Annotated in this window: 12 protein-coding genes; 7 read left to right on the plus strand and 5 right to left on the minus strand. The window is 46.1% G+C overall.

What is annotated here, in order from left to right:
• Positions 1-73 precede the first annotated feature (73 nt).
• The 4 genes from LSG34_RS11280 to LSG34_RS11295 all read right to left on the minus strand — a co-directional run bounded on the left by LSG34_RS11280 (position 74) and on the right by LSG34_RS11295 (position 3,248).
• Positions 74-889: a hypothetical protein gene (locus LSG34_RS11280; protein WP_233009201.1), complete on the minus strand. Its 816-nt coding sequence runs from the start codon at positions 887-889 to the stop codon at positions 74-76.
• A gap of 145 nt (positions 890-1,034) precedes the next feature.
• Entirely contained in the window at positions 1,035-2,186 is a 1,152-nt protein-coding gene (locus tag LSG34_RS11285; RefSeq protein WP_233009202.1) for a glutathionylspermidine synthase family protein, read from the minus strand.
• 6 nt (positions 2,187-2,192) lie between these two features.
• Positions 2,193-2,807, minus strand: a complete 615-nt coding sequence (locus tag LSG34_RS11290; RefSeq protein ID WP_233009203.1) for a DUF1190 domain-containing protein — start codon at positions 2,805-2,807, stop codon at positions 2,193-2,195.
• 27 nt (positions 2,808-2,834) lie between these two features.
• Entirely contained in the window at positions 2,835-3,248 is a 414-nt protein-coding gene (locus LSG34_RS11295; RefSeq protein ID WP_233009204.1) for a DUF350 domain-containing protein, read from the minus strand.
• A 177-nt stretch (positions 3,249-3,425) separates the two neighbouring features.
• Between LSG34_RS11295 and LSG34_RS11300 the strand changes: the two genes are divergently transcribed.
• The 7 genes from LSG34_RS11300 (at position 3,426) to LSG34_RS11330 (ending at position 21,613) form a co-directional block, all read left to right on the plus strand.
• Positions 3,426-5,051, plus strand: a complete 1,626-nt coding sequence (locus tag LSG34_RS11300) for a methyl-accepting chemotaxis protein (RefSeq protein WP_233009205.1) — start codon at positions 3,426-3,428, stop codon at positions 5,049-5,051.
• A 383-nt stretch (positions 5,052-5,434) separates the two neighbouring features.
• On the plus strand, positions 5,435-8,353 hold the full coding sequence (locus LSG34_RS11305) for a TonB-dependent receptor (RefSeq protein WP_233009206.1): 2,919 nt from the start codon (positions 5,435-5,437) through the stop codon (positions 8,351-8,353).
• 70 nt (positions 8,354-8,423) lie between these two features.
• Positions 8,424-12,413, plus strand: coding sequence for a pullulanase-type alpha-1,6-glucosidase (gene pulA, locus LSG34_RS11310; RefSeq protein WP_233009207.1), 3,990 nt, complete (start codon positions 8,424-8,426; stop codon positions 12,411-12,413).
• A 435-nt stretch (positions 12,414-12,848) separates the two neighbouring features.
• Entirely contained in the window at positions 12,849-15,671 is a 2,823-nt protein-coding gene (locus LSG34_RS11315) for a TonB-dependent receptor (protein WP_233009208.1), read from the plus strand.
• Between the two features lie 127 nt (positions 15,672-15,798).
• Positions 15,799-17,304: a tryptophan halogenase family protein gene (locus LSG34_RS11320; RefSeq protein WP_233009209.1), complete on the plus strand. Its 1,506-nt coding sequence runs from the start codon at positions 15,799-15,801 to the stop codon at positions 17,302-17,304.
• Between the two features lie 47 nt (positions 17,305-17,351).
• Positions 17,352-19,760, plus strand: a complete 2,409-nt coding sequence (locus LSG34_RS11325; protein ID WP_233009210.1) for a glycoside hydrolase family 31 protein — start codon at positions 17,352-17,354, stop codon at positions 19,758-19,760.
• Positions 19,757-21,613, plus strand: a complete 1,857-nt coding sequence (locus tag LSG34_RS11330; protein WP_233009211.1) for a glycoside hydrolase family 13 protein — start codon at positions 19,757-19,759, stop codon at positions 21,611-21,613. The genes LSG34_RS11325 and LSG34_RS11330 overlap by 4 nt, the downstream gene beginning before the upstream one ends.
• A 2-nt stretch (positions 21,614-21,615) precedes the next feature.
• Here LSG34_RS11330 and LSG34_RS11335 read toward each other — a convergent pair whose 3' ends face one another.
• Positions 21,616-21,999: a DCC1-like thiol-disulfide oxidoreductase family protein gene (locus LSG34_RS11335; RefSeq protein ID WP_233009212.1), complete on the minus strand. Its 384-nt coding sequence runs from the start codon at positions 21,997-21,999 to the stop codon at positions 21,616-21,618.
• Between the last annotated feature and the right edge of the window lie 31 nt (positions 22,000-22,030).

The following is a 22,030-nucleotide window of genomic DNA, read 5'->3' on the forward strand; positions in this document are numbered from 1 at the left end:
TTGGCCTTGCGTTGGTTTTTTATCCTCTTTTAGTGCATGAATATACTTTTTTGCCTGTTGTGGCTATTGCTGCTCAGAATGGGCAGGCAGGATACTGTTGCAAAGTTGCGGCCGCAGCCTGACGCAGCTGTTGCTGGCTTTGAGCCGATAAGGTTATGTTGCTCAGCTGTGGCAAGGTGTCGGCATTATTGCCTGTAATGCTTTGATACAGCACCAGAGCCGTTAAAAATGTACCAGCCAAAGCCGCATGATTGCCATCAGAGCTATGCAGCGTTAGCTCTGGGTATAGCTCCAGCGCCTTATCCCACGCCAATCCGACAGGAGCAAGGCAACTATTCTCCTCTTGCTGAATTGACTGATGTAACTGATGCACCCTCATGCCTTCTGTCTTGTTACCCGATGTTGGGTGCTCAGGAAAAAGGATCGGGGTTACTTGTTGTGCTTTACTGGCTTTTACCCAGGTCACAGTTTTGTCTGTCGGATAGTAGTAAGCACCACTGGTGGAATATTTTTGTCCTTGCAGGATCAAATGTGTCCAGGTCTTGGATTGCAGCAATCTAAGATCGTTTTGATTATTGAAGCGCTCATCCAGAAAAAGAATGCCAGCAGCAAGTTCTGCTGTAGCTTTCGCACCTGGCCGACCTGTTTGTATCATCTGAACAACCAAATCAGCCAGATTATGGGAGCGCACATGGCTGTTACCAAAAATCAATACTGAATAAGTGTCGACAAATCTGTTATCCGGCACAGGCTGTCCTGCCGGAAAATTGGTGTTCACCTCTTTAACAGGTGCGGCTGCACCATCGCTGCTGCCTCCGCAAGAGGCCAGTAACCATAAAGTGCTAAACATGATCAGATTGAGTTGTTTTGACGCTGAGAGTAGGCTCATTTTATATTCCTGTCTGACTGAAAATAGCTGATATCCAGGCTGACAGAATAAAAACTCAAACACTGAAAATCCTTACGTTGAGCTGATGAAAAGCGGATAAATAAATGACAACAGGCCAGCATCAATCTGGCCTGCCTGAATGGAGTTAATCCAAAATAATATGAGGTAAAAAACGTGAACTGTCTTTGGTGATCAGCGAGTTGTCTTCGCGAATGCCAATGCCAGCGGCGCTGTTGCCTACGACCCAGCTGCCAATCATAGTGTAGCTGTCGCCAAATTTTGGCAAGGGATGCAACTTCTGGCGGATAAAAGGCGAGTCGGCGTAAGGGCCTGGCTCACTGATTTTTTCGCCGCTGAGAGTGACTAATTCAACATTCGCGCCTTCACGGGAAAACAGTGGTTTACGCACCCAGCCTGCACCAAAGCTCTGGCCTGGTTGTTCAAAATGGCTTTCCAGCAAATTTGGGTGGCCCTGATGTTTTTGCCACAACAAAGGTAATATGCCCTTGTTCGACAACAACATTTTCCAACCTGGTTCCAGCCATTGGGTTTGACTGCTTAAAATGACGGAAGCAAAATCTTCCTGCACCATAAATTCCCATGGATACAGCTTAAACAAACCACCTATGGCGAAACCTTCCAGATCCACCAGTTGACCACTGGCTTCACCTAACTGTTCCAGTTCGATAAAACGGCTGTCGACCCCAGCCTGTTTGGCAATATCCATCAGATACATCACTGTACCTTTGTCTTCAATACTGTTGGCCACAGAAGCGAAATACAATGGATTGGCTAAGGGCAGGTTGGCAAAAGCGGCCTCTAACTGGTCTTGCAGGGAATTAAACTGATCGGCGCCTTGTGGCACTTTGCCGCGCATGATCTGATCTTCCAGCCAAACCCACTGGAAAAAACCTGTTTCAAATAAAGAGGTTGGGGTGTCGTAATTCAGTTCCAGCAATTTAGCCGGACCTGTGCCGTCGTAGACTAAATCCAGCCGGCCGTATAAAGATGGCGCCTTGTTGCGCCATGAGTCTGCGACAAAATCCCAGAATTTTTCTGGTATGGCTAATTGTTTTAGCTTTTCTTCATCACGAATGACGTCGTCCACTAAACCTAAAGCCATCTGATGTAGCTCTTCGGTAGGCTCTTCTAAATCCTGCTCAATCTGGCGCAGGTTAAACTGGTAATAAGCCGTTTCATCCCAATAGGCTTCGCCATCAAAAGTATGAAACTCAAAACCTACAGATTCTGCATAAGAGCGCCAGCCAGGGCGCTCATCACAAGCTACTTTTTTCATGCGCTCTTAACCACCAAAGCTGCTGGCTGAGCTGGAACGTTTTTGCGCCTGAGCACCAAAACCACCTCTATTCACCATACCCGCTGGTTTAGGTTGCACCGAAGAAGGTTTGATATAAGTTGGGCCTACACCTTTAGCCACAGGCGTATTGGTTGCCGTGCGGAAGGTACTGCGGTCATCCCTTGATTTATACAAAGGTTGAGCCTGCACTGGTTGTTTTAACTGTGAGCCTGAACGGTTCAGCATTTGACCTGCTAAAAATCCCATCATCATTGGCATAAAAAAGCCGCCGCTGGACGCCTGAGCCTGCTGTGGCATTTGTTCTGTACCCGCTGTTGCTGCGGCTTGAGCCGGAGTTTCACACTGGCCTACACCAAAGTCAGTTTCACAGGCAGCTTTGTCGGCATATTTAGGCGCAACTTGCGTATGCATAGCCAAAGCCTGACCTAAATCTGCTTTACATTGTTCAGGGTTGTAATAAGCGGCACATTGGTCGACGGTTTCAAAAGCTGCAGTTTGAACTGCCTCTTCCTGACCACAACCTGCCATTAAAAAAGTTGCAGTAGGCACCATCAACACTAAAGCTGCTTTTTTACTGCGTTTCAGCACTTTTTGTTTCATCAGTGACTCCTCGATTGGTTGTGCAAGTTAATAGGTCATGCTGGCAGAGTTAATCAAACCAATGGCAATAGAACAACCGGCAGAAAACACACCAGCAGCCACTTCGCCTTTATTGATACGTTCCGGCAGTTGTTTCAGAGCAAAACGGACCACGGCAAAGGTCAGCACTTGAACCACTAAAGCAATAGCACCCCAGATAGCACAGTCGGCTAACGACAGTGAATGGGTAATAGCGCTGGATAACGGCAAAGCAAACCCAATTAAAGCGCCAGCAAAAGCTATAGCAGCAGCGCTGTTGTTTTCTTTGATCAGGGCTAACTCGTCTTGTGGTGTAATCCAGGTATAAAAACGACAAAACAAAGCTATTAATAAAATGGCCAGAAAAAAGAAGCTGATAAATTCAGGGAAACCAGCCACAGAGGCCAACAAAGTATCACTCATTACAAAATCCTTTCTTTAAATTGAGGGGCTTTGCCGATGATCCAGAAAAGCCGGGCAAAAGGCAACAACTGAATCAAAGCGCATTTTGTGTTAATCCGTTGAACCTGCCAGTTTTGGGCTATGCTCAATAGGAAAGTTAAATCGCTAAGTTGCTGATCTGTTAAGGAGTTAACCCCAATGTTAAATCAAATGTCGGTAAAAATCCGCTTGTTGCTGTTGGTTTGTGTGCCATTACTGGTGTTAATTACCATTAGTTTGATTTCGGTCAGGGAAATGGGCCATTTGAGTGATGGAGCCACCAGTATTTATGAAGACCGCGTTGTGCCGCTAAAGCAAATTAAGCAAGTGGCTGATGCTTATGCCGTGACTTCTGTAGATTTACTACATAAGTACCGTGGCGAGGTGATAAGCGCTTCAGAAGCTGTGCAGCAGTTGCAGCAACAAGGCCAGCTGGCCGATCAGGTCTGGCAGGCTTATCTGGCAACGACTTTAACCACAGAAGAAGCTGGATTGGCTGAAAAAGCTAAACAGCAAATGTCAGTGTTCCGGCAAAAACTACAAGAGTATCAGGGGAAAATTAGCGATGGCAGCTTAGTGCAGCGTAGTGCGAAAGATTTTAATACAGAGCTGTATCAGTTGGCTGATCCACTGAGTGCCTCTTTGGCTGCCTTAATTGATGTGCAGTTAGTGGAGGCTGAAAAGTTTAAGGTCGCAGCGGCAGAGCAGTATCAGTTTTTTCTGCAACTTTTTGTGATTGCGCTGTTGTTGGTGTTGATATGTTTAGGGATTTTGTCCTGGTTAATTTACCGCTCTATTCACAAGCCACTAAATCAGCTGCAACAGGCTATTTCTGTGGTTGGAGATAAATCCGATTTACGCATCAGGGCTGAAGTTACAGGCACCGATGAAATAGCGGTGACAGCCATAGCCTTTAACCAGACCATCAGTCGTGTACACCAGTTTTTTACCGAGTTAGGTGATGCAGTGTCACAACTTGCAGCCGCTTCAGAAGAGATGAGCCAAATTAGCCAGCAAGTCAGCGGCACTGCCTTTGAGCAGGAACAGCAGGCCAATTTAATAGCCACAGCTGTCAATCAAATGTCGGCCGCTATTCAGGAAGTGGCAAACAGCGCTTTGGCGACTTCGGAGCAAGCCAATGATGTGGATCATAAAACCCAGCAGGGTTATCAAAAAGTCATCCAGAATGTGAGCTCTATTGAGCAATTGTCCAAAGTGGTGAACGGCGCCAGTCTGGTGATTGAACAACTCAATGGCGAATCTGAGAAAATCACTGCGGTATTGGCGGTGATCCAGACGATAGCTGGCCAGACCAACTTACTGGCGCTAAACGCTGCCATTGAAGCAGCTCGTGCCGGTGAAGCAGGCCGGGGTTTTGCTGTGGTCGCAGATGAAGTGCGAACTTTAGCCACCAATACCCAAAAGGCCACAGAGTCTATCCGCGTGATGATAGATACTCTGCAGGCTTCAGCACGAGAAGCTGTGCAGGCGATGGCGCAATCAGGTCAATACGCCAGTAGCAGTGTCACCAATGCACAGGAAGCTGGTGCTGTGCTTGAGGAGATTAAATCTGCTGTTGGCACTATAGTGGATATGAACGTGCAAATTTCTGCTGCGACTGAACAGCAAACCATAGTGGCAGAAGATATTAATAAAAATATCAGTGAGTTTAGTGTCAGTATCGGCGAGATGACCCGCAGCGCTACCCACAGTGCGGATGCCAGCACTTCATTGGCTCAGTTAGCTGCGCGTTTACAGCAACAGGCAGCCTCGTATCGGGTGTAATTTGAACGAATAAGGCCACTTACAGTGGCCTTTATTTTTGAGAGTTTTGCACTGCTTTAGCTGCAATTAACCTAAATTAGTGCAATAACATGCCTGGTAATGAAAGCTCTCTATTTTAGTGATATATCCTATTAATTTGTGTTTTTCGAAGCATTTGTCTGCACGATTCGCAATATTGAAAAGCTCTTTTTACCCCCGTTTTTATCTGAATAACCTGCCTTGCACCAGTTTGTGACGACTGTATGGCATGAATACGTATTCATGTTGTGAGGTTGCTCAGCTTGGTTAATAACTGTTCACGGAAGATTTTATAAAAACCAGGACGTCCTTTGATTGTGTTGTACAAGGAATGTCTATAACAATCCAAATCGGGGACAAGAGGCATGTCAAACTATAAGCATAGTTTGCTGACGCTCGCTATTGCTGCTGCAGGTTTTAGTTGCAGCATCAGCGCGGAAGAAGCAAACCAGCAACTCGCACAGCAGGAAGAACAGGTCAGTACTGGTTCGAACACCAGCAAAACCAGAGAAGAAGTTGAAGTTATTGAAGTAAAAGGCTTCTCCAGCAGTTTAATTAAATCACTGAACGACAAACGTTTTGCCGACACAGTGGTGGAATCCATTTCAGCAGATGATTTAGGTGCTTTACCTGATGTCTCTATGGCTGATGCCTTAACACGTTTACCTGGTATTTCAGCGGTAAGAACCGGCGGTCAGGCATCTGAAATTAACATCCGTGGTATGGCGGGCGGTTTTGTCTTTTCTACCTTAAATGGCCGTGAGCAGGTCTCCACCAGTGGTCAGCGTAATATCGAGTTTGATCAGTATCCATCCGAGCTGATTTCCTCAGCTTCAGTCTATAAATCTCCTAAAGTGTCGCTGATTGAAGGTGGAGTTGCCGGTACAGTAGAACTGAAAACCGCCAGTCCGCTCAAAGCCAAAGAAACTCATAATTTCACCGTCAATGCCCGTGGTATGTACAACGACAGGGCGGATGAGATCCCTAATGGTCAGGAGACGGGTGATCGCTTTAGTTTGTCTTATCAGGGCAAGTTTTTAGATGAAACCTTAGGTGTGGCTTTTGGTTTTGCCCGTTTGTACCAACCCAGTGTGTCAACGCAGTTTGTGGGTTTGGCGTATAACAAGCAGGCTGACGTGGATGGTGTTAGTGAAACAGAACCGAATGAGCTTATCAGCGAAGGTTTTGAAATGCAGCACCGCGGTGGTGAGGAAACCCGTAACGGTTATATGGCGGCCATTGAATGGGTGCCAACAGATAAATTAACGGTCAAAGCGGACGCCTTTTTATCCAAATTTGATACTGAGGCTTTTGCCCGTGGTTTCAGGGTAAAACTGGAAGGGGACGGCGCTGCTATAGGCAATCCGGTGATCAATGACAATCTGGTGATTGGCGGTACTTTTAACCGCAAAACCAATGGTAACACCAGAGTTGAGTTGGTCAACGACGACAACACCGATAACGATGAAGTGAAAAGTTTTGGTTTTAATGTCGATTTTGAAGCGACAGACGAGCTGACATTAAACTTTGATGTCTCTCATTCATCAGCGGACAGTGTGTTTAAAAACGGTTTGTTGTGGGCCTTAGTTGCAGAAGATGCCACAGTGGCTAATCCGGTGTTGGATACTAATGTGTCAATCAGTTACCTGCTGAACGGTTTAAACCTGCCTGATGTGGGTTTTAATCAGGAAGCCGCTTTTACTGATGTAAACCGGGTGATGGTCAGCAAATACGGCATTTATCCGTACATCAATTCTGACGAAGTGAATGCCTTCAAACTGGACGGTAAATACGAGCTGGATAATCCGGTGATCAGTTCGATAGAGGCAGGGGTGCGTTACTCAGAGCGCGAATACTCCAATGATCGTCAGGTATTTGAGTATGGTTCAGACGGTGCCTTTTTAAGCTCACAACCTCCGCTGCGTTTAACTGACGATATGGTGGATGTGGTCAACTTCAGTGGTAATTTTTCACATTTTCCCAGTTATCTGGCTATTGACGCAGACAAAGCGCTGAATGCCTGGTTTCCTCAGGGTATCCCACAACCTGTGCAAACCTGGGGCACTGGCAATACAGGTATTCTGGAGTCACAACGTGTTTCAGGTGGTCCTGATACGGCATGGTCTGTTCTGCAAAGTGGCGAAGTCTATGAAGATGTGATGGCTGCCTATGTGATGGCCAATCTGGATACCGAGTTTTTCTCTATTCCGGTGACGGGTAATATTGGCGTTCGTATGGTCGAAACCGATCAATACGCTTCTGATTTAACCGACGTGGGTGGTGATGCCACTTTAGGGGCTCAGAATATTACGGATGCGGCGGGATTGGTGAACACCCGTTATAAACCGGGCATTATAGGCCAGACCTACAGGGATTATCTGCCACAGATGAACCTGAATTTTGCTATTACCGACAGCGACCAAATCCGTTTTGCGGCCGCCAAAGTGATGTCACGTCCGCCTATAGACCGTTTAGCTTCCAATACCAGCTACACCATTAATGAGCTAACAGGCCAGGTGAATGGTTCCAGTTCGAACAGTCCGTTTTTAAAACCTTTTTATGCCACTCAGTATGATATTTCTTATGAGAAATACTTCACCGAAACAGACGGTGCTTTTGTCGCAGCGGTGTTTTACAAGGATATCGAATCCTTTATTAACACCTTCACTATTACCGACTTTGATTTCGCCGCCGCTGGTTTCCCTATCCCACAGTATGTGCCTGGTACTGAGCCTGGTAACCCTGATGGTTTACCTCCGGTAACCACTACGCCAGGTGATTACACCACAGCTGTGAATAACGACAAAGGCGGTTATATCCGTGGTGCTGAGATTGCGTATACCCAGGTGCTGAAATTCTTACCGTCTTTCTGGCAGGGGTTAGGTTTTAGTGGCAGTTATTCCTACACAGAAAGCGAAATCCAGCAGCAGGTCAGCCTGGGGGCTCAAACCATAGATATTACCTTACCGGGTTTATCGAAAAACGTCATGACTGCCACTGTCTTTTGGGAATACGAAGGTTTTGAAACCCGCATCAGTGGTCGTTACCGCGACAACTTCGTGTCAGAGCAGGTGGCTGTAGAAGCCCAGACCGTGAACTTCGACGGTGAAACTGTGATTGATTACCAGGCCTCTTACCAGATAAACGATAACTTTGGCGTGTTGTTTCAGGTCAATAACCTGACGGATGAACCGACTAAAAGTTATTTTGGCGAAGAAGCCAACACCGGCACTATCCAGTTTTTTGGCCGCCAGTATTTTGTTGGTGCGAACTATACGTTCTGACCTGGGTGACGACTTTAGCACCCGGCATCAGAGCGGGTGCTCATAACAAGAATTGATTGGAGCACGACTTATGTTTCATATAACAAATAGCTTAAAGCTGGCCCTGCTGGGTTTAGCTGCGCTGACACTGGCCGCATGCGGTGGTGGTGGCGAAGATTCAGTAGACGGTGGCACTAAACTGCTGACCTGTAATGTGCCACAAATCCCTAATGCGGCAGGCACGGCCTGTATTGATCCACCTCCTATTAAGTGCAAAGCACCTACAGTGCCGGATGCTAAAAACGAGACATGTATAGTTGGGGTAGATCCAAATGCACCTGCACCGGTATTTTTCCCAGGCGCTGGTCAGGCGGCTTTGTTTTACAAAAGAGCTGATGGCAACTACGAAGGGTATCGTTTACATACCTGGAATAATGACGCCTGTTCTGCTTACAAAGACAGTTCGTTAGCCGCTTCATGGGACAATGGTTTGGTTCACACAGCGGTTGACCCCAATTACGGTGCTTATTGGGTGCTGGAGTTAAAAGACGGTGTAGCGGGCGTCGAAGGCGCTTGTGGTAACTTCCTGATCCATATTGGCACTGACGATGCCGGTAAAGAAATGGGCGGTGGCGATCAGAAGATGCCATTAGGCCCTAAATCGGATGAAAGATTTGCCCGGATGAACTTTACCTTTTCTGGCGTGAACTCTGTTTTTGAATTCCCTTTGTTATCTTTAGGTGTTTCTATCGCTAATTCAGCTGCTCACTGGCTGGATACCAACACTTTTGTCTGGAATGTTGACCGTGCTATTGCCAGCAAAGTGCAGCTACATCATTCAGCCACCGCCAATCTGGAGATAGATGCAGACGACCAATTAAATGGTGACACTGTCGTATTAGAAGAAACTGAGCTGACCGATCAGCAAAAAGCTTTGGTTCCACATATAGCGGACTGGCCAGCATACAGAAGCAATATGACGACCGAACAAGTAAAATCTGTGCTGAAAAACCAGTTGGTATTGTCGGCATATGATGCTGAAAACAAGTTATCAGCCGCCAGTTACGTGCAAGCTGCCAAGGTACTGGATGATTTGTATACCAGTGCTGAAGCTGATGCTGATGAAGCTACGTTAGGTGTCAGCTACGAAGGTGATGCTGTGAAGGTTGCGTTATGGGCGCCTACTGCTCAAAGTGTGGCTTTAAAGCTGTATAACGCTGCAAAAACACTAACTTCTACTCATGCTATGACTTTAGATGCCGCGACAGGGATCTGGAGTTACAGTGGCACCAAGGCCAACCTGGACCGCACTTTCTACCGCTTTGAAGTGAAGGTGTATCACCCGACGACCAGAAAAGTGGAAACCGTAGAAAGCACAGATCCTTATTCGGTCAGTTTGTCGACTAATGGTCGTTTCAGTCAGTTTGTTAATTTAGCCGACGAGGATTTAAAACCTGAAGGCTGGGCAACTCAGACTATTCCAACTATTGAAAATCTAGAAGATACAGTAATTTACGAAGGCCATATTCGTGATTTCAGTATCCGTGACACTAGTGTCAGCGAAGCTAATAGAGGTAAATATCTTGCCTTCACCGAGATGGAAAGTGCCCCTGTTTTGCATCTGAAAAAACTGGCTGAAAGTGGCCTGACACATTTCCATATGTTGCCAGCTACAGATATGGCCACTGTTAATGAAGACGTCACAAAGCGGGTTGAAATCACTGATACTGTCGGCGAGTTATGTGCTGTTAACGCTGCAGCTAAAGTCTGTGCAAACGAAAACGATGCAACAGTGTTGCTGGATTTGCTGCAGTCTTACCAACCTTCAGGTGAGCTGGCTCAGCAGTTAGTGGCGGATATGCGTGCTACTGACGGCTTTAACTGGGGTTATGATCCACATCACTTTAATGTGCCTGAAGGCAGCTATGCTTCCAGTGCTGAAGGGGTAGCCCGTATTAAAGAAATGCGCGCTATGAATAAAGCTCTGCATGATATTGGCCTGCGGGTCGTGCTGGATGTGGTGTACAACCACACCAATTCGTCCGCTGTATTTGATAACTCAGTTTTTGACAAAATAGTGCCTGGTTACTTCCACAGATACAATCCAACCACCGGCGTTATTGAGCGTTCAACTTGCTGCGAAAACACCGCAATTGAACATAAAATGATGGATAAATTCGTCAAAGACTCATTAGTGTTATTAGCTCGTGAATACAGCTTTGATGGCTTCCGTTTTGACATTATGGGCCATCATCCCAAAGCTGGTATTTTAGCGGCCCGTGACGCTGTGCGAGCTGTTGATCCTGACACCTACTTCTATGGCGAAGGCTGGAATTTTGGTGAAGTGGCTGATGATCGTCTGTTTGAACAAGCGCGTCAGGCCAATATGGCAGGGACTGAAGTAGGTACTTTTAATGACCGTTTACGTGACAGCGTGCGCAGTGCAGCCTTATTTACCGGCAAAGGTGAAGACGGTGAACGTCAGCAGCAGAACTATATTGAAATTGGTTTAGCCGGCACCTTAAAAGACTTTATTATCAAAGACTACAGAGGCAATACCGGCACGGCTTCCAGTGTGATTTGGAACTCTCAGCCAGCAGGTTATGCTACAGATCCGGCAGATATTATTAACTACGTATCTAAGCATGATAATGAAGCTATCTGGGATAAATTACAGCTGGAATTACATAAAGCCGGTGTGGATTTGAGTCTGGAAAACCGGGTGCGGGTGAACAGCATAGCTTTGGCTATCCCATTGTTAAGTCAGGGTATCCCTTTCCTGCAAATGGGCGATGATTTATTACGCTCTAAATCGCTGGACCGCAACAGCTATGACGCAGGTGACTGGTTTAACTTTGTTGATTTTAGTAAGGAAACGAATAACTGGAATGTAGGTTTACCTTTGGCCCAGGACAATAGCGCCAATTGGGCAACCATGGCATCTGTCGCAACCAAAGCTAATACCAAAGCTGCTGCTGATGACATTCAGTTTTCATCTGATGTCTTTAACGAGTTCCTGCAAATTCGTAAAAGCAGCCCTCTGTTTCGTTTAACAACCGGTCAGGATGTGATGCAGCGGGTTGGTTTTCACAACATTGGTAAAAATCTGACGCCAGGTCTGATTGTGATGAGCATAGACGACGGTACAGGTTTAGCCGATTTGGATCCTGATCACGATGCTGTGGTGGTGGTGATTAATGGCACAGCTGCAGAGCAGTCTCATGAAGTCGCAACTGCCAAAGGTTTTGTGTTGCATCAGGTGCAGCAGGCTTCCGCCGATAGTCAGGTGCAGGATGCCAGTTTCGCCGAAGCTGCAACAGAAGGTACTTTTACTGTACCTGCTTACACTGCAGCTGTTTTTGTTAAACCTCAGAATGGTGCTCAGGGTGAAGGTTTAAAAGCTGACGCTACTCTCGGAGCCGCAGACATCCCCCCATATGAATTAACCACTATTTACGTACGTGGCGCTATGAATGGTTGGGGTGAAACAGATGCGATGAGCTACGATGGAGATGGAGTCTACAGTGCAAGTATCACTATTGCGGCGGGCGACTATGAGTTCAAAATAGCCTCAGCGAACTGGTCCACTGTAGATTTTGGCTCGGCTGATCAACAAGTGGCTTTAGGGGCTGCGAAAACCTTAAGTCGTGGTGGTTCTAACCTGAAAATCACCATCCCTAAAACATCCACTTATACTTTCAGCGTGAATGCTATCGACCCTGAAGCTCCGGTGCTCACTGTGACTGAATTCGTGCCTTATGGTGAGACCACTGTTTATTTACGAGGCAACATGAACGGCTGGGGTGAAGTCAATCCTCTGCAGTACGACGGTGCCGGTGTTTACAGTGTGACTGTAAATCTTGCAGTATCGGCTGATCACGAGTTCAAGATAGCTTCGGCTGACTGGAGCACAGTAGATTTTGGTTCTGCGGATCAAACTGTCATTCTGGATACAGATAAGGTGCTGACAAGAGGTGGCTCGAACCTGAAACTGCCTATTACAGAGCAGGCCGATTACAAGGTCACACTCACAGCAACAGACCCTGAAGCACCAGTATTAAAGGTCACTAAAGTAGAGTAAATGGACGATTAAAGCTCCAGCAAAAGGCCGTTTTTTAACGGCCTTTTTTTCGCCATTTTTTCCAGAAAGTACGTGCTGTAATTTCTCCTTCGCAGGCCGCAAATCAAACTGCACTGTAACGTCTGCATGCCGCTGCTATGCAAGACTGAATGCATAGCCGCTTGCAACTTCGATGAACTGAGCTAAGTTTGCATTAAGTTAGAGCGCAGGCTCTGGTCCATTCCTTCAAATAAATCAGGCGATCCAGCAGGTTGCTTGCACCAATAGAATGCAAAATTGCACAAATGCCCTGCAAAGGGGCGTCAACATAGGAGGTGAATACGTATTCATGTTGAACATTGGCGGCGATAAGTTTAACTAGTAGGGTCAGACTACTATCAAAACCAGACAGATATAAGTCTGAAACAAAAAAACAAACAAATCCGGGGATAAGGCATGAATAAATTTAAGTTAAGCATACTCACCATGGCTATTGCGACTGCAGGTATCAGTTCGTACAGCTATGCACAAGAACAAGAAACGAAACTGTCACCTACAGAAGCCCGTGAAAAGGCAAAAGCTGACGCAGCTATTGAAACTATCGAAATTAAAGGCTTCCGTCGTTCTATCGTTGAGTCCATCAACGCTAAACGCTTCTCACCAAACGTGGTTGAATCTATCTCTGCAGAAGACATCGGTAAGTTACCTGATTCGAGTATTGCAGAATCAATCTCCCGTTTACCTGGTTTAACCAGTCAGCGTTTGGATGGTCGTGCTAGTCGTGTCAGTATTCGTGGTTTCGGTGAAAACGAAAGTGCTACAACCTTCAATGGTCGTGAACAGGTTTCTATCGGCGATAACCGTGGTGTAGAGTTTGACTTATACCCGTCAGAAATAATGAGCGGTGTCACTGTTTATAAAACGCCAAATGCAACTTTGGAAGCTGAAGGTATTGCTGGCGTAATCGACATGCAAACAGTGAAGCCTTTAAGTCGCGAGCGTACTATTCAGTTTAATGGTCAGTATGAAATGACCAGCTTTGATAAATTGAACCCTGATGGTAATGATAACGGCGCACGCGGCACTTTCTCCTATATCGATCAATTTGCTGATGACAAAGTAGGTATTGCATTCGCTTATTCCAAAATGAGTTCTCCTAATCAGGAAAAACGTTGGAATGCCTGGGGTTACCCTGAGTTTACTGTCGATGGAGAAAATTATTCAATCTTGGGTGGTGCTAAGCCATTTGTCCGCTCGTCCACTCTTGATCGTGATTCTGCGCTCTTAGTGGTTGAAGCTGCACCGACCGACAAATTAAAAATGACCTTTGATGCACTTTATGTGGATTTCAAAGATGAGAAAATTCTTCGTGGTATCGAAATTCCTTTTGCCTGGGGTTATAACCGTGGCACTTCTGCGTTAGAAGTTGATCCGGCAACAGGTTTCGTCACTAAAGGTTCTGTCACTGATGAGAACCTTGTCGTTCGTAACGACATGGAAAATCGTGAAGCTGATTTAACAGCTTTAGGTTTTAATGTGGAATATGACCTGAATGATGATTGGACTTTAGTATTCGATGCAAGTCATTCTGCCGTGCAACGTGAAATCTGGAGTTTTGAAAGTTACGCTGGTACAGGTCGTGGCGATAATGAAGGTGTGGGTGACGACCTGACTTATGAGTTCAGACCAGGCAACACAGGCGCTATTTTTACTCCTAGCCTGGATTACAGTGACTACAATTTAATCCGCCTTGGCGGCCCTCGCAGCTGGGGTTCAAGTACTGCATTAAACAACGCTTTTGTGCCTGATTCTAATGGCGATGGCGTGATCGACAGTAACGATCAATATTTTAATGCAGCGCAAGATGGTTTTATTAACGCTCCAACTATAGATGATGAACTGAACGCATTTAAACTGGCAGCCTCTCAGTTAGTTGAAGATGCAGGCATACTGACAAAAATCACTTATGGCGTGTCTTATCGCCAGCGTGAGAAAACCAAAGAGTCTGAAGGTTACTTCATGACCCTGAAGGATTTCCCGGATATGGTGAGTATTCCTGATCAGTATCGTTTAGGTAGTGTTTCATTAGACTTCATTGGTATGGGCAACATGGTTGCTTATGACGCTGGACGTTTATTGGATGACGGCTTCTATACGTTGACGAGAGAGAGCCTGACCAATCAAAGCCATGCGACGAAGAGCTGGAAAGTGTCCGAGGATGTACTTGCACTTTATGTCCAAACAGATTTGGAAGCTGAAATTGGCGATATTCCAGTGACAGGTAACTTCGGTTTACGTTATGTCGATACCAAGCAGAGTTCTCAAGGTTCAGCTTCGGCTCCTGTGAATGGTCTGATTGTGACTTCTCCAACAGATATTGAACACAGCTACAGTCATTTGTTGCCAAGTGTTAACCTGACTTTTGACGTTGCTGAGAGTCAAAGTGTTCGTTTTGGTGCTGCAAAAACTTTGTCTCGTCCACGTTTGGATGAAATGCATTCTTCATTATCTGTGAACTATGGTTCAACGCCTGATTCAAATGGCAACTTCTGGACAGTAAGTGGTGGTAACCCACTGCTGGAACCAAAAGAAGCTATTGGTCTGGATTTAACCTATGAGAACTACTTCAATGATGAAGGCTACTTCTCTATCGCTTACTTCTGGAAAGATTTAAATGAATGGATTTTTGACGGTAGCTACGAAGTTGATTTAGTCGGTGTACAAAACCCGAATACGGGTGAAGTACCTGCTACCTCTACTGCGACTGGTTCGGGTAAAGTGAATGGCGGCGGCGGTACTTTGCAAGGTGCTGAATTCTCTGTCACTCTGCCGTTAAATGTGGTCAGTGATGTGCTTGATGGTTTTGGTGTGATTGCCAGCTACACTCGTGTTGATCAGGATATGACAGATCAAAATGGTAACGACTATAAGTTACCAGGCTTATCAGAGAACATTCAGTCGTACACTGCTTTTTATGAACAAAATGGCTTCCAGGCCCGGGTCAGTATGCGTAAACGTGGTGACTTCCGTGGTGATGTTTACGGTATAGGTTTTGATACCCAGCAAGTAGATATCATGGGCGAAACTATTGTGGATGCGCAAATTGGCTTCGACTTTGGTGATGCGGGTTACAAATCTCTGGAAGGTCTGTCGGTATTCCTGCAAGGCCAGAACTTAACAGAAGAGCCTTTTGTATCTTTACAAGGCAATGCTTTCCAGGTTCGTGACTATCAGGATTATGGCAGCACTTACCTGTTAGGTTTCAGCTATAAAATGTAATCTAGTGTAGTTTTGAATAAGCCCCGGTCCTCATACCGGGGCTTTTTTATAGAGTCTGCCATGACTGATTTTATCTGATATTCCAAGAGCAGAATTGCAGACAACGTAATGCTGAGCGGGAGTCGTTATGAATACCAAAGCGGTTAAAAATGTAGTGATTCTGGGGGGCGGAACTGCGGGATGGATTACCGCTTCTTTACTGGTAAAGGTCCTCGGTAAAGCCATTACTATCACTTTAGTCGAATCTGATGATATAGGAATAGTTGGTGTGGGCGAGGCGACTATTCCGCCTATTATTAATTTTAATGCCGCGCTGGGACTGGATGAAAAAGCGTTCATACGCGAAACCCAGGGCAGTATTAAATTAGGCATTCAGTTTGAAAACTGGGGCAAGCCTGGTGACAGTTATATGCACGCCTTTGGCTCTATTGGTAAAGAATTCCCATTTTGTAACTTCCATCATTTTTGGCTGAAAAGTAAGCAGCTGGGGATGGACTTTGATTTTTGGGATTTCTCTTTAGCTTATCAGGCAGCACGACAAAATAACTTTGCAAAGTTGGCCAGAATAGAAGGCGTTAACTTACCAGGTTTGTCCTACGCTTATCACTTTGATGCTGGTTTATATGCGCAGTTTTTAAGACGCTTCTGTGAGCCTTTGGGCGTAAAACGAATTGAAGGCACAGTTAAAAAAGTACATTTAGATCCTGTAAACGGTGAGGTCACTCGTTTGACCTTGGCTTCGGGGAGTGAAGTTGAGGGGGATTTATTCGTTGATTGCACAGGACTTCATAGTTTACTGATTGATAAAAGTTTAAATACAGGCTTCGAAGACTGGTCACATTGGTTACCAGCAGACAGCGCTTTGGCTGTGCCTTGTGAATCCGTGCAGCCTATTACACCTTATACAAAAGCTATCGCTCATCCTAAAGGCTGGCAATGGCGTATCCCTTTGCAGCACCGGATAGGGAATGGATTTGTTTACTCCAGTAAATATTGCAGTGATGACGAAGCTAAACAAACCTTGCTGTCGAATCTGGATGGCAAAGCTTTGGCCGAACCACGAAAAATTTCGTTCCGCACAGGCCGCAGATTAAAGCAGTGGAACAGGAATGTGGTCAGTATCGGCTTATCAAGCGGTTTTTTGGAACCTTTGGAGTCGACTAGTATTCATCTGATTCAATCCGGAGTTTTTAGGCTGCTGAAATTTTTTCCACACAGCGGCATTACTGATGCGGCCAGAGATGAGTTTAATCGCCAGTCAAAAGTTGAGTTTGAACAAATCCGCGACTTTATCATCTTGCATTACAAGCTAAACGCCAGGGGGGATAGTCAGTATTGGAAAGACTACCAGGCGATGGATATTCCTGAGTCTTTGCGCAGAAAAATTGACTTATTTTCGGCGTCTGGCCTGGTATTCAGAGAGCAGGACGAACTCTTTGCTGAGGTGGCATGGCAGCAAGTGTTTATAGGCCAGGGCATTATTCCAACTGATACTCATCCTTTGGTAAATGCACTTAAAGAGGAGCAGTTGCAGGATTTGCTCAGTAATTTAAAAGCTGTGATGCAATTAACTTCGCAGCGTTTGGGCCCACATGCAGATTTTCTGCAAAGCTGTCATTCGAAGGATATGTAGACAGTGTCGTCAATTACTCCAGTCATACATAGGTACTGTAGATGTATATGCAAAAAAAGATAAAGACTGTTTTGGTATTTTTCCTGCTGCTCGCCAGTCATTTTGTACAGGCCGCTATTTATCAGTCTCATCACTTACAAGGCAATCAGTTGCAGCTGCAAACTGATGAATACTCAGTGGCTTTGAGCTTTAAAAGTGAGGGCAGCGTCGAAGTTGTGTATCAAAAAGCTGGTTTGAAACAACTGCCTTCTTTTGCTTTGGCTGCACCAGAACAACAGCTTGCCGCTACGCTGAGTGAGCAACCGCAGCAGCTTGAGTTTGCCAGCAAAGATCTGAAAGTGCGTATCGATAAAGCACCTTTCCGGTTGAGTTACTACCGTGGCAATGAACTGGTTCTGGCCGAAGAAAAAGGTTTTTTTGCCCATGAGACCTTACGTGGTTTTCGCTTTGCGCTGCAAGACGACGAAAAGTTGTTAGGCACAGGTCAGCGGGTGGTCGGCATGGACAGACGGGGTCAGCGTTTGCCTTTGTATAACAAGGCCAGTTATGGCTACACCACCGAAGCGCAGCAGATGTATTTTGGTTTACCTGCCGTGCTGTCGAGCAAAAAATATCTGGTGTTGTTTGATAACAGCGCCAGTGGTTTTGTTGACTTAGGTAAAACTGAAAAAGACGTGTTGCAATTTGAAGCTGTGGCAGGCCGCACTTCTTATATTGTGATGACAGCCGCTTCTTATCCAAAGTTGATCGAGCAGTATGTCACTGTGACTGGCAAGCAACCTCTGCCACCGCGCTGGGCTTTTGGCAACTTCGCCTCGCGTTTTGGTTATCGCACCGAAGCTGAAACCCGCGCCATAGTGGATAAATTTGCATCTGAAGACTTTCCGCTGGATGCCGTGGTATTGGATTTGTACTGGTTTGGGCCTGATATTCAGGGCCATATGGGGAACTTAGCCTGGGATAAAAAAGCCTTTCCCAACCCTAAAGGCATGATCAGCGATTTTAAAGCCAAAGGCATAAACACCATTCTGATCACTGAGCCTTTTGTACTCAGTACCTCTAAACGCTGGGATGAAGCGGTTCAAGCCAATGCATTAGCCCAGGATTTAGCGGGTAAGGCGAAAACCTTTGATTTTTATTTTGGTAACACGGGTTTAGTCGACGTGTTTTCAGCACAAGGCTCAGCCTGGTTTGAGGGTATTTATAACGAGCTTGCTGATTATGGTGTTGCAGGATGGTGGGGCGATTTAGGCGAACCTGAAGTACATCCATCAGATACGATTCATAGCATAGGCACAGCCGATGAAATCCATAATGCCTATGGTCATCGTTGGGCTGAACTGTTGTATCAAAATCGTTTAGCTCAGCAGCCAACACAGCGCCCTATGATCATGATGCGCTCTGGCTTTGCCGGTTCACAACGTTTTGGCATGATCCCCTGGACTGGTGATGTCAGTCGCAGCTGGGATGGTTTAAAGCCGCAAGTGGAATTGTCGTTGCAAATGGGCTTGTTGGGCATGGCTTATACCCATTCTGACTTAGGTGGTTTTGCCGGTGGCGAAGTCTTTGATAAAGAAATGTATATTCGCTGGTTACAGTACGGTGTGTTCCAACCTGTGTATCGTCCTCATGCACAAGAGCAAATAGCACCAGAGCCTGTGCTGCACGACAAAGAAACTAAAGACATTCTGCGTGAGTACGTGAAATTACGTTACCGCATGTTGCCTTACAACTATACGCTGGCCTATCAAAACAGCAGCACTGGTATGCCGCTGATGCGCCCGCTGTTTTTTGAGAACGAAGCGGACACTAGTCTGATTGCCAACAAAGACAGCTACTTATGGGGCGATGCTTTTTTAGTGACTCCGGTCACTGCTGCTGGTGTTAAGTCTGTATCTGTAAAGTTGCCTCAAGGCGTCTGGCTGGATTACTGGACCGGTAAAGTCTATCAGGGCGGCCAGACTATTCAGCAGTCAACCGATTTAACGACTTTGCCTGTGCTGGTGCGGGCTGGCTCTTTTGTGCCTATGGTACCTGCGGTACAAAGTTTAAAAGACTACAGCAGCCGTCAGTTGGAACTGCATTATTACCACGACCAGTCTGTCAGCAAAGCTAAAGGCCAAATGTATGAAGATGATGGTGTATCGCCTGATGCGTTAAAAAGTGGCCATTATGAGTTGCTAACCTTTGCGGCTGCGACACATAACAATAGTCTGACGCTGGATTTAAATCGTACCGGCTTAGGTTATGCCGGTATGCCAAAACAGCGTGAAGTGACCCTGGTTGTGCACCAATTGGCTAAACCCGCAGTAGTGTTGGCGAATAGCAAAACTTTGCAATGGGTTAGCTCTGAAGCAGAAATGACTGCCGGGACAGCATGGTTTGATAAGGCTAAGCAGCAAGTGCGGGTGAAATTAAACTGGGATCAGGCCAAAGTGAAGGTGGTGCTGCAATGAAAGCTCATTACACAATAAAAACTGTACTTTTTAGTCTGGCGGCCATGATGCATGTGGTCCAGGCGGCTGAAATCGAACATCTGGAGCCTGCCTTTTGGTGGGCTGGTATGAAAGAATCCAAGCTGCAACTGATGGTGCATGCCAAGGATATTCAACAGGCTCAAGTGGAGCTGAATTATCCGGGCGTAAAACTTATAGGGCTACAAAAGGTAGAAAGCCCCAATTATCTGTTTGTCGATTTAGAGCTAAGCCCTGATGTGAAGCCCGGCAATTTTGAGTTGTCGTTCAGGCAAAATGGCAAGGTAGTAGCCAAACATAACTACAGCTTATTAGCGCGCCAGCAGGGTTCTGCGCAGCGTCAGGGGTTTAGTCAAAAAGATCTGATTTACCTGATCACTCCGGACCGTTTTGTAAACGGCGACAAGTCCAATGATGAAGTAAAAGGTTTAACTGAAGGGTTAAACAGGGCCGCTCCAGGCGGCCGCCATGGCGGTGATATAGCCGGTATGCAGCAGGCATTGCCTTATTTACAGCAACTGGGCGTCACACAAATATGGCCTCAGCCATTAACGGAAAACAATGGCCCATCTTATTCTTACCATGGTTATGCTGCTACTGATCTATACAAAATCGATCCACGTTTTGGCAGCAACAGTGACTATAAAAACTTTGTGTCGGAAGCAAATAAACGGGGGATCGGTGTGATTCAGGACATAGTGGTCAATCACATAGGATCGACCCATTGGTGGTTAAAAGACTTGCCCGAAAAAAGCTGGTTGAATTACAACTCCAGTTTCCATCCGACCAACCATGCCCGCACTACGGTGCAGGATCCTTATGCCGCCAAAGTCGACGCCAAAGCTTTTGTTGATGGCTGGTTTGTCGACAGCATGCCGGATTTAAACCAGCGCCATCCATTGTTAGCGACTTATCTGATCCAGAATTCAGTCTGGTGGGTGGAATACGCTCAGTTATCCGGTATTCGTGAAGATACCTACTCTTATGCGGACAAAAACTTTTTGACCCAGTGGTCGAAGCGTCTGATGACGGAGTACCCGAATTTTAATATTGTCGGTGAAGAGTGGAGTGCCAATCCTGTGGTGGTGTCCTATTGGCAGAAAGGTAAACAAAACTCAGACGGTTATCAATCTTCCACACCCAGCATGATGGACTTTCCGCTGTATTACGCCTTACTGGCGGCGCTGACCGAAGAAGAAGCCTGGGATAAGGGCTGGGTCAAACTTTATGAGGCTTTGGGCAACGATGTGATTTATCCGGACCCAACCAACCTGGTGTTGTTTGAAGGTAATCACGACACAGCGCGGATATTCTCATTATTAAATGAAGACAGAGATTTGTATCAGATGGCGATGATTTATCTGCTGACGGCGCCTCGTATTCCGCAGCTGTATTATGGCACTGAAATTCTGAAACAAAGCCCAAAGCAGCGCGACGATGGTTTGGTGCGCAGTGATTTTCCTGGTGGTTGGGCAGGTGATGCAGTGAATGCCTTTACCGGCAAAGGGTTAAGTCAGGCGCAGCTGCAGGCTCAGCAACTGGTCAAAACACTGGCGAACTATCGCAAAAACAACACTGTGCTGCAGCAAGGGCAGATGAAACATTTCAGCCCTGTGGATGGTATTTACAGCTATGCCCGTTATCAGGACAAGGCACAGGTGTGGGTGTTTTTTAATAAAAATGCCGAAGCCAAAACTGTGGATTTAAACCGCTACTCAGAATTAATGCCAGCCAATGCCCGATTTACTGATGTGCTGACAGGCAAAAACATCAGCACCAAAGGCAAACTGGAATTGCCTGCACGTGGCAGTCTGATGCTGCAATTGAAACCGTAACTTCAATAAGGTAAAGGCGGAATTTTCAGCAGTTTTAACAATAGATTACGACCGGCCCGCAGCAAAGGATAGCTAAAGCGGGCACGGCGTGCTGATTGAAACCAGTACAACCAGAGTTTGTTGCGCCAGCTGGGTTTATTGAGTGAGGCCAGCAACTGCAACACCTCTGCACCTTTTAACCAGCGCCCATCCACTCGCAACAACATGCTTTGATTGACGATCAAGTTCTGATGCTGCAGTTCGGCCAACAATAGTGGGGCTTGTTCAGCTAAATCGCGGGCATTGAGCAGTGTCAGTTCACCAAACTGCTGTTGCAGCTGTTGTGCAGCAACAAAATTTCGGCATAAAGGGCAATCCCCATCGTAAATCAGTAATAGCTGCTGCATTAAGGCGCCTTGTGATCAAAACAATCACTTT

The sequence above is a fragment of the Rheinheimera faecalis genome (genome assembly GCF_021290965.1).
Lineage (GTDB): Bacteria > Pseudomonadota > Gammaproteobacteria > Enterobacterales > Alteromonadaceae > Pararheinheimera > Pararheinheimera faecalis.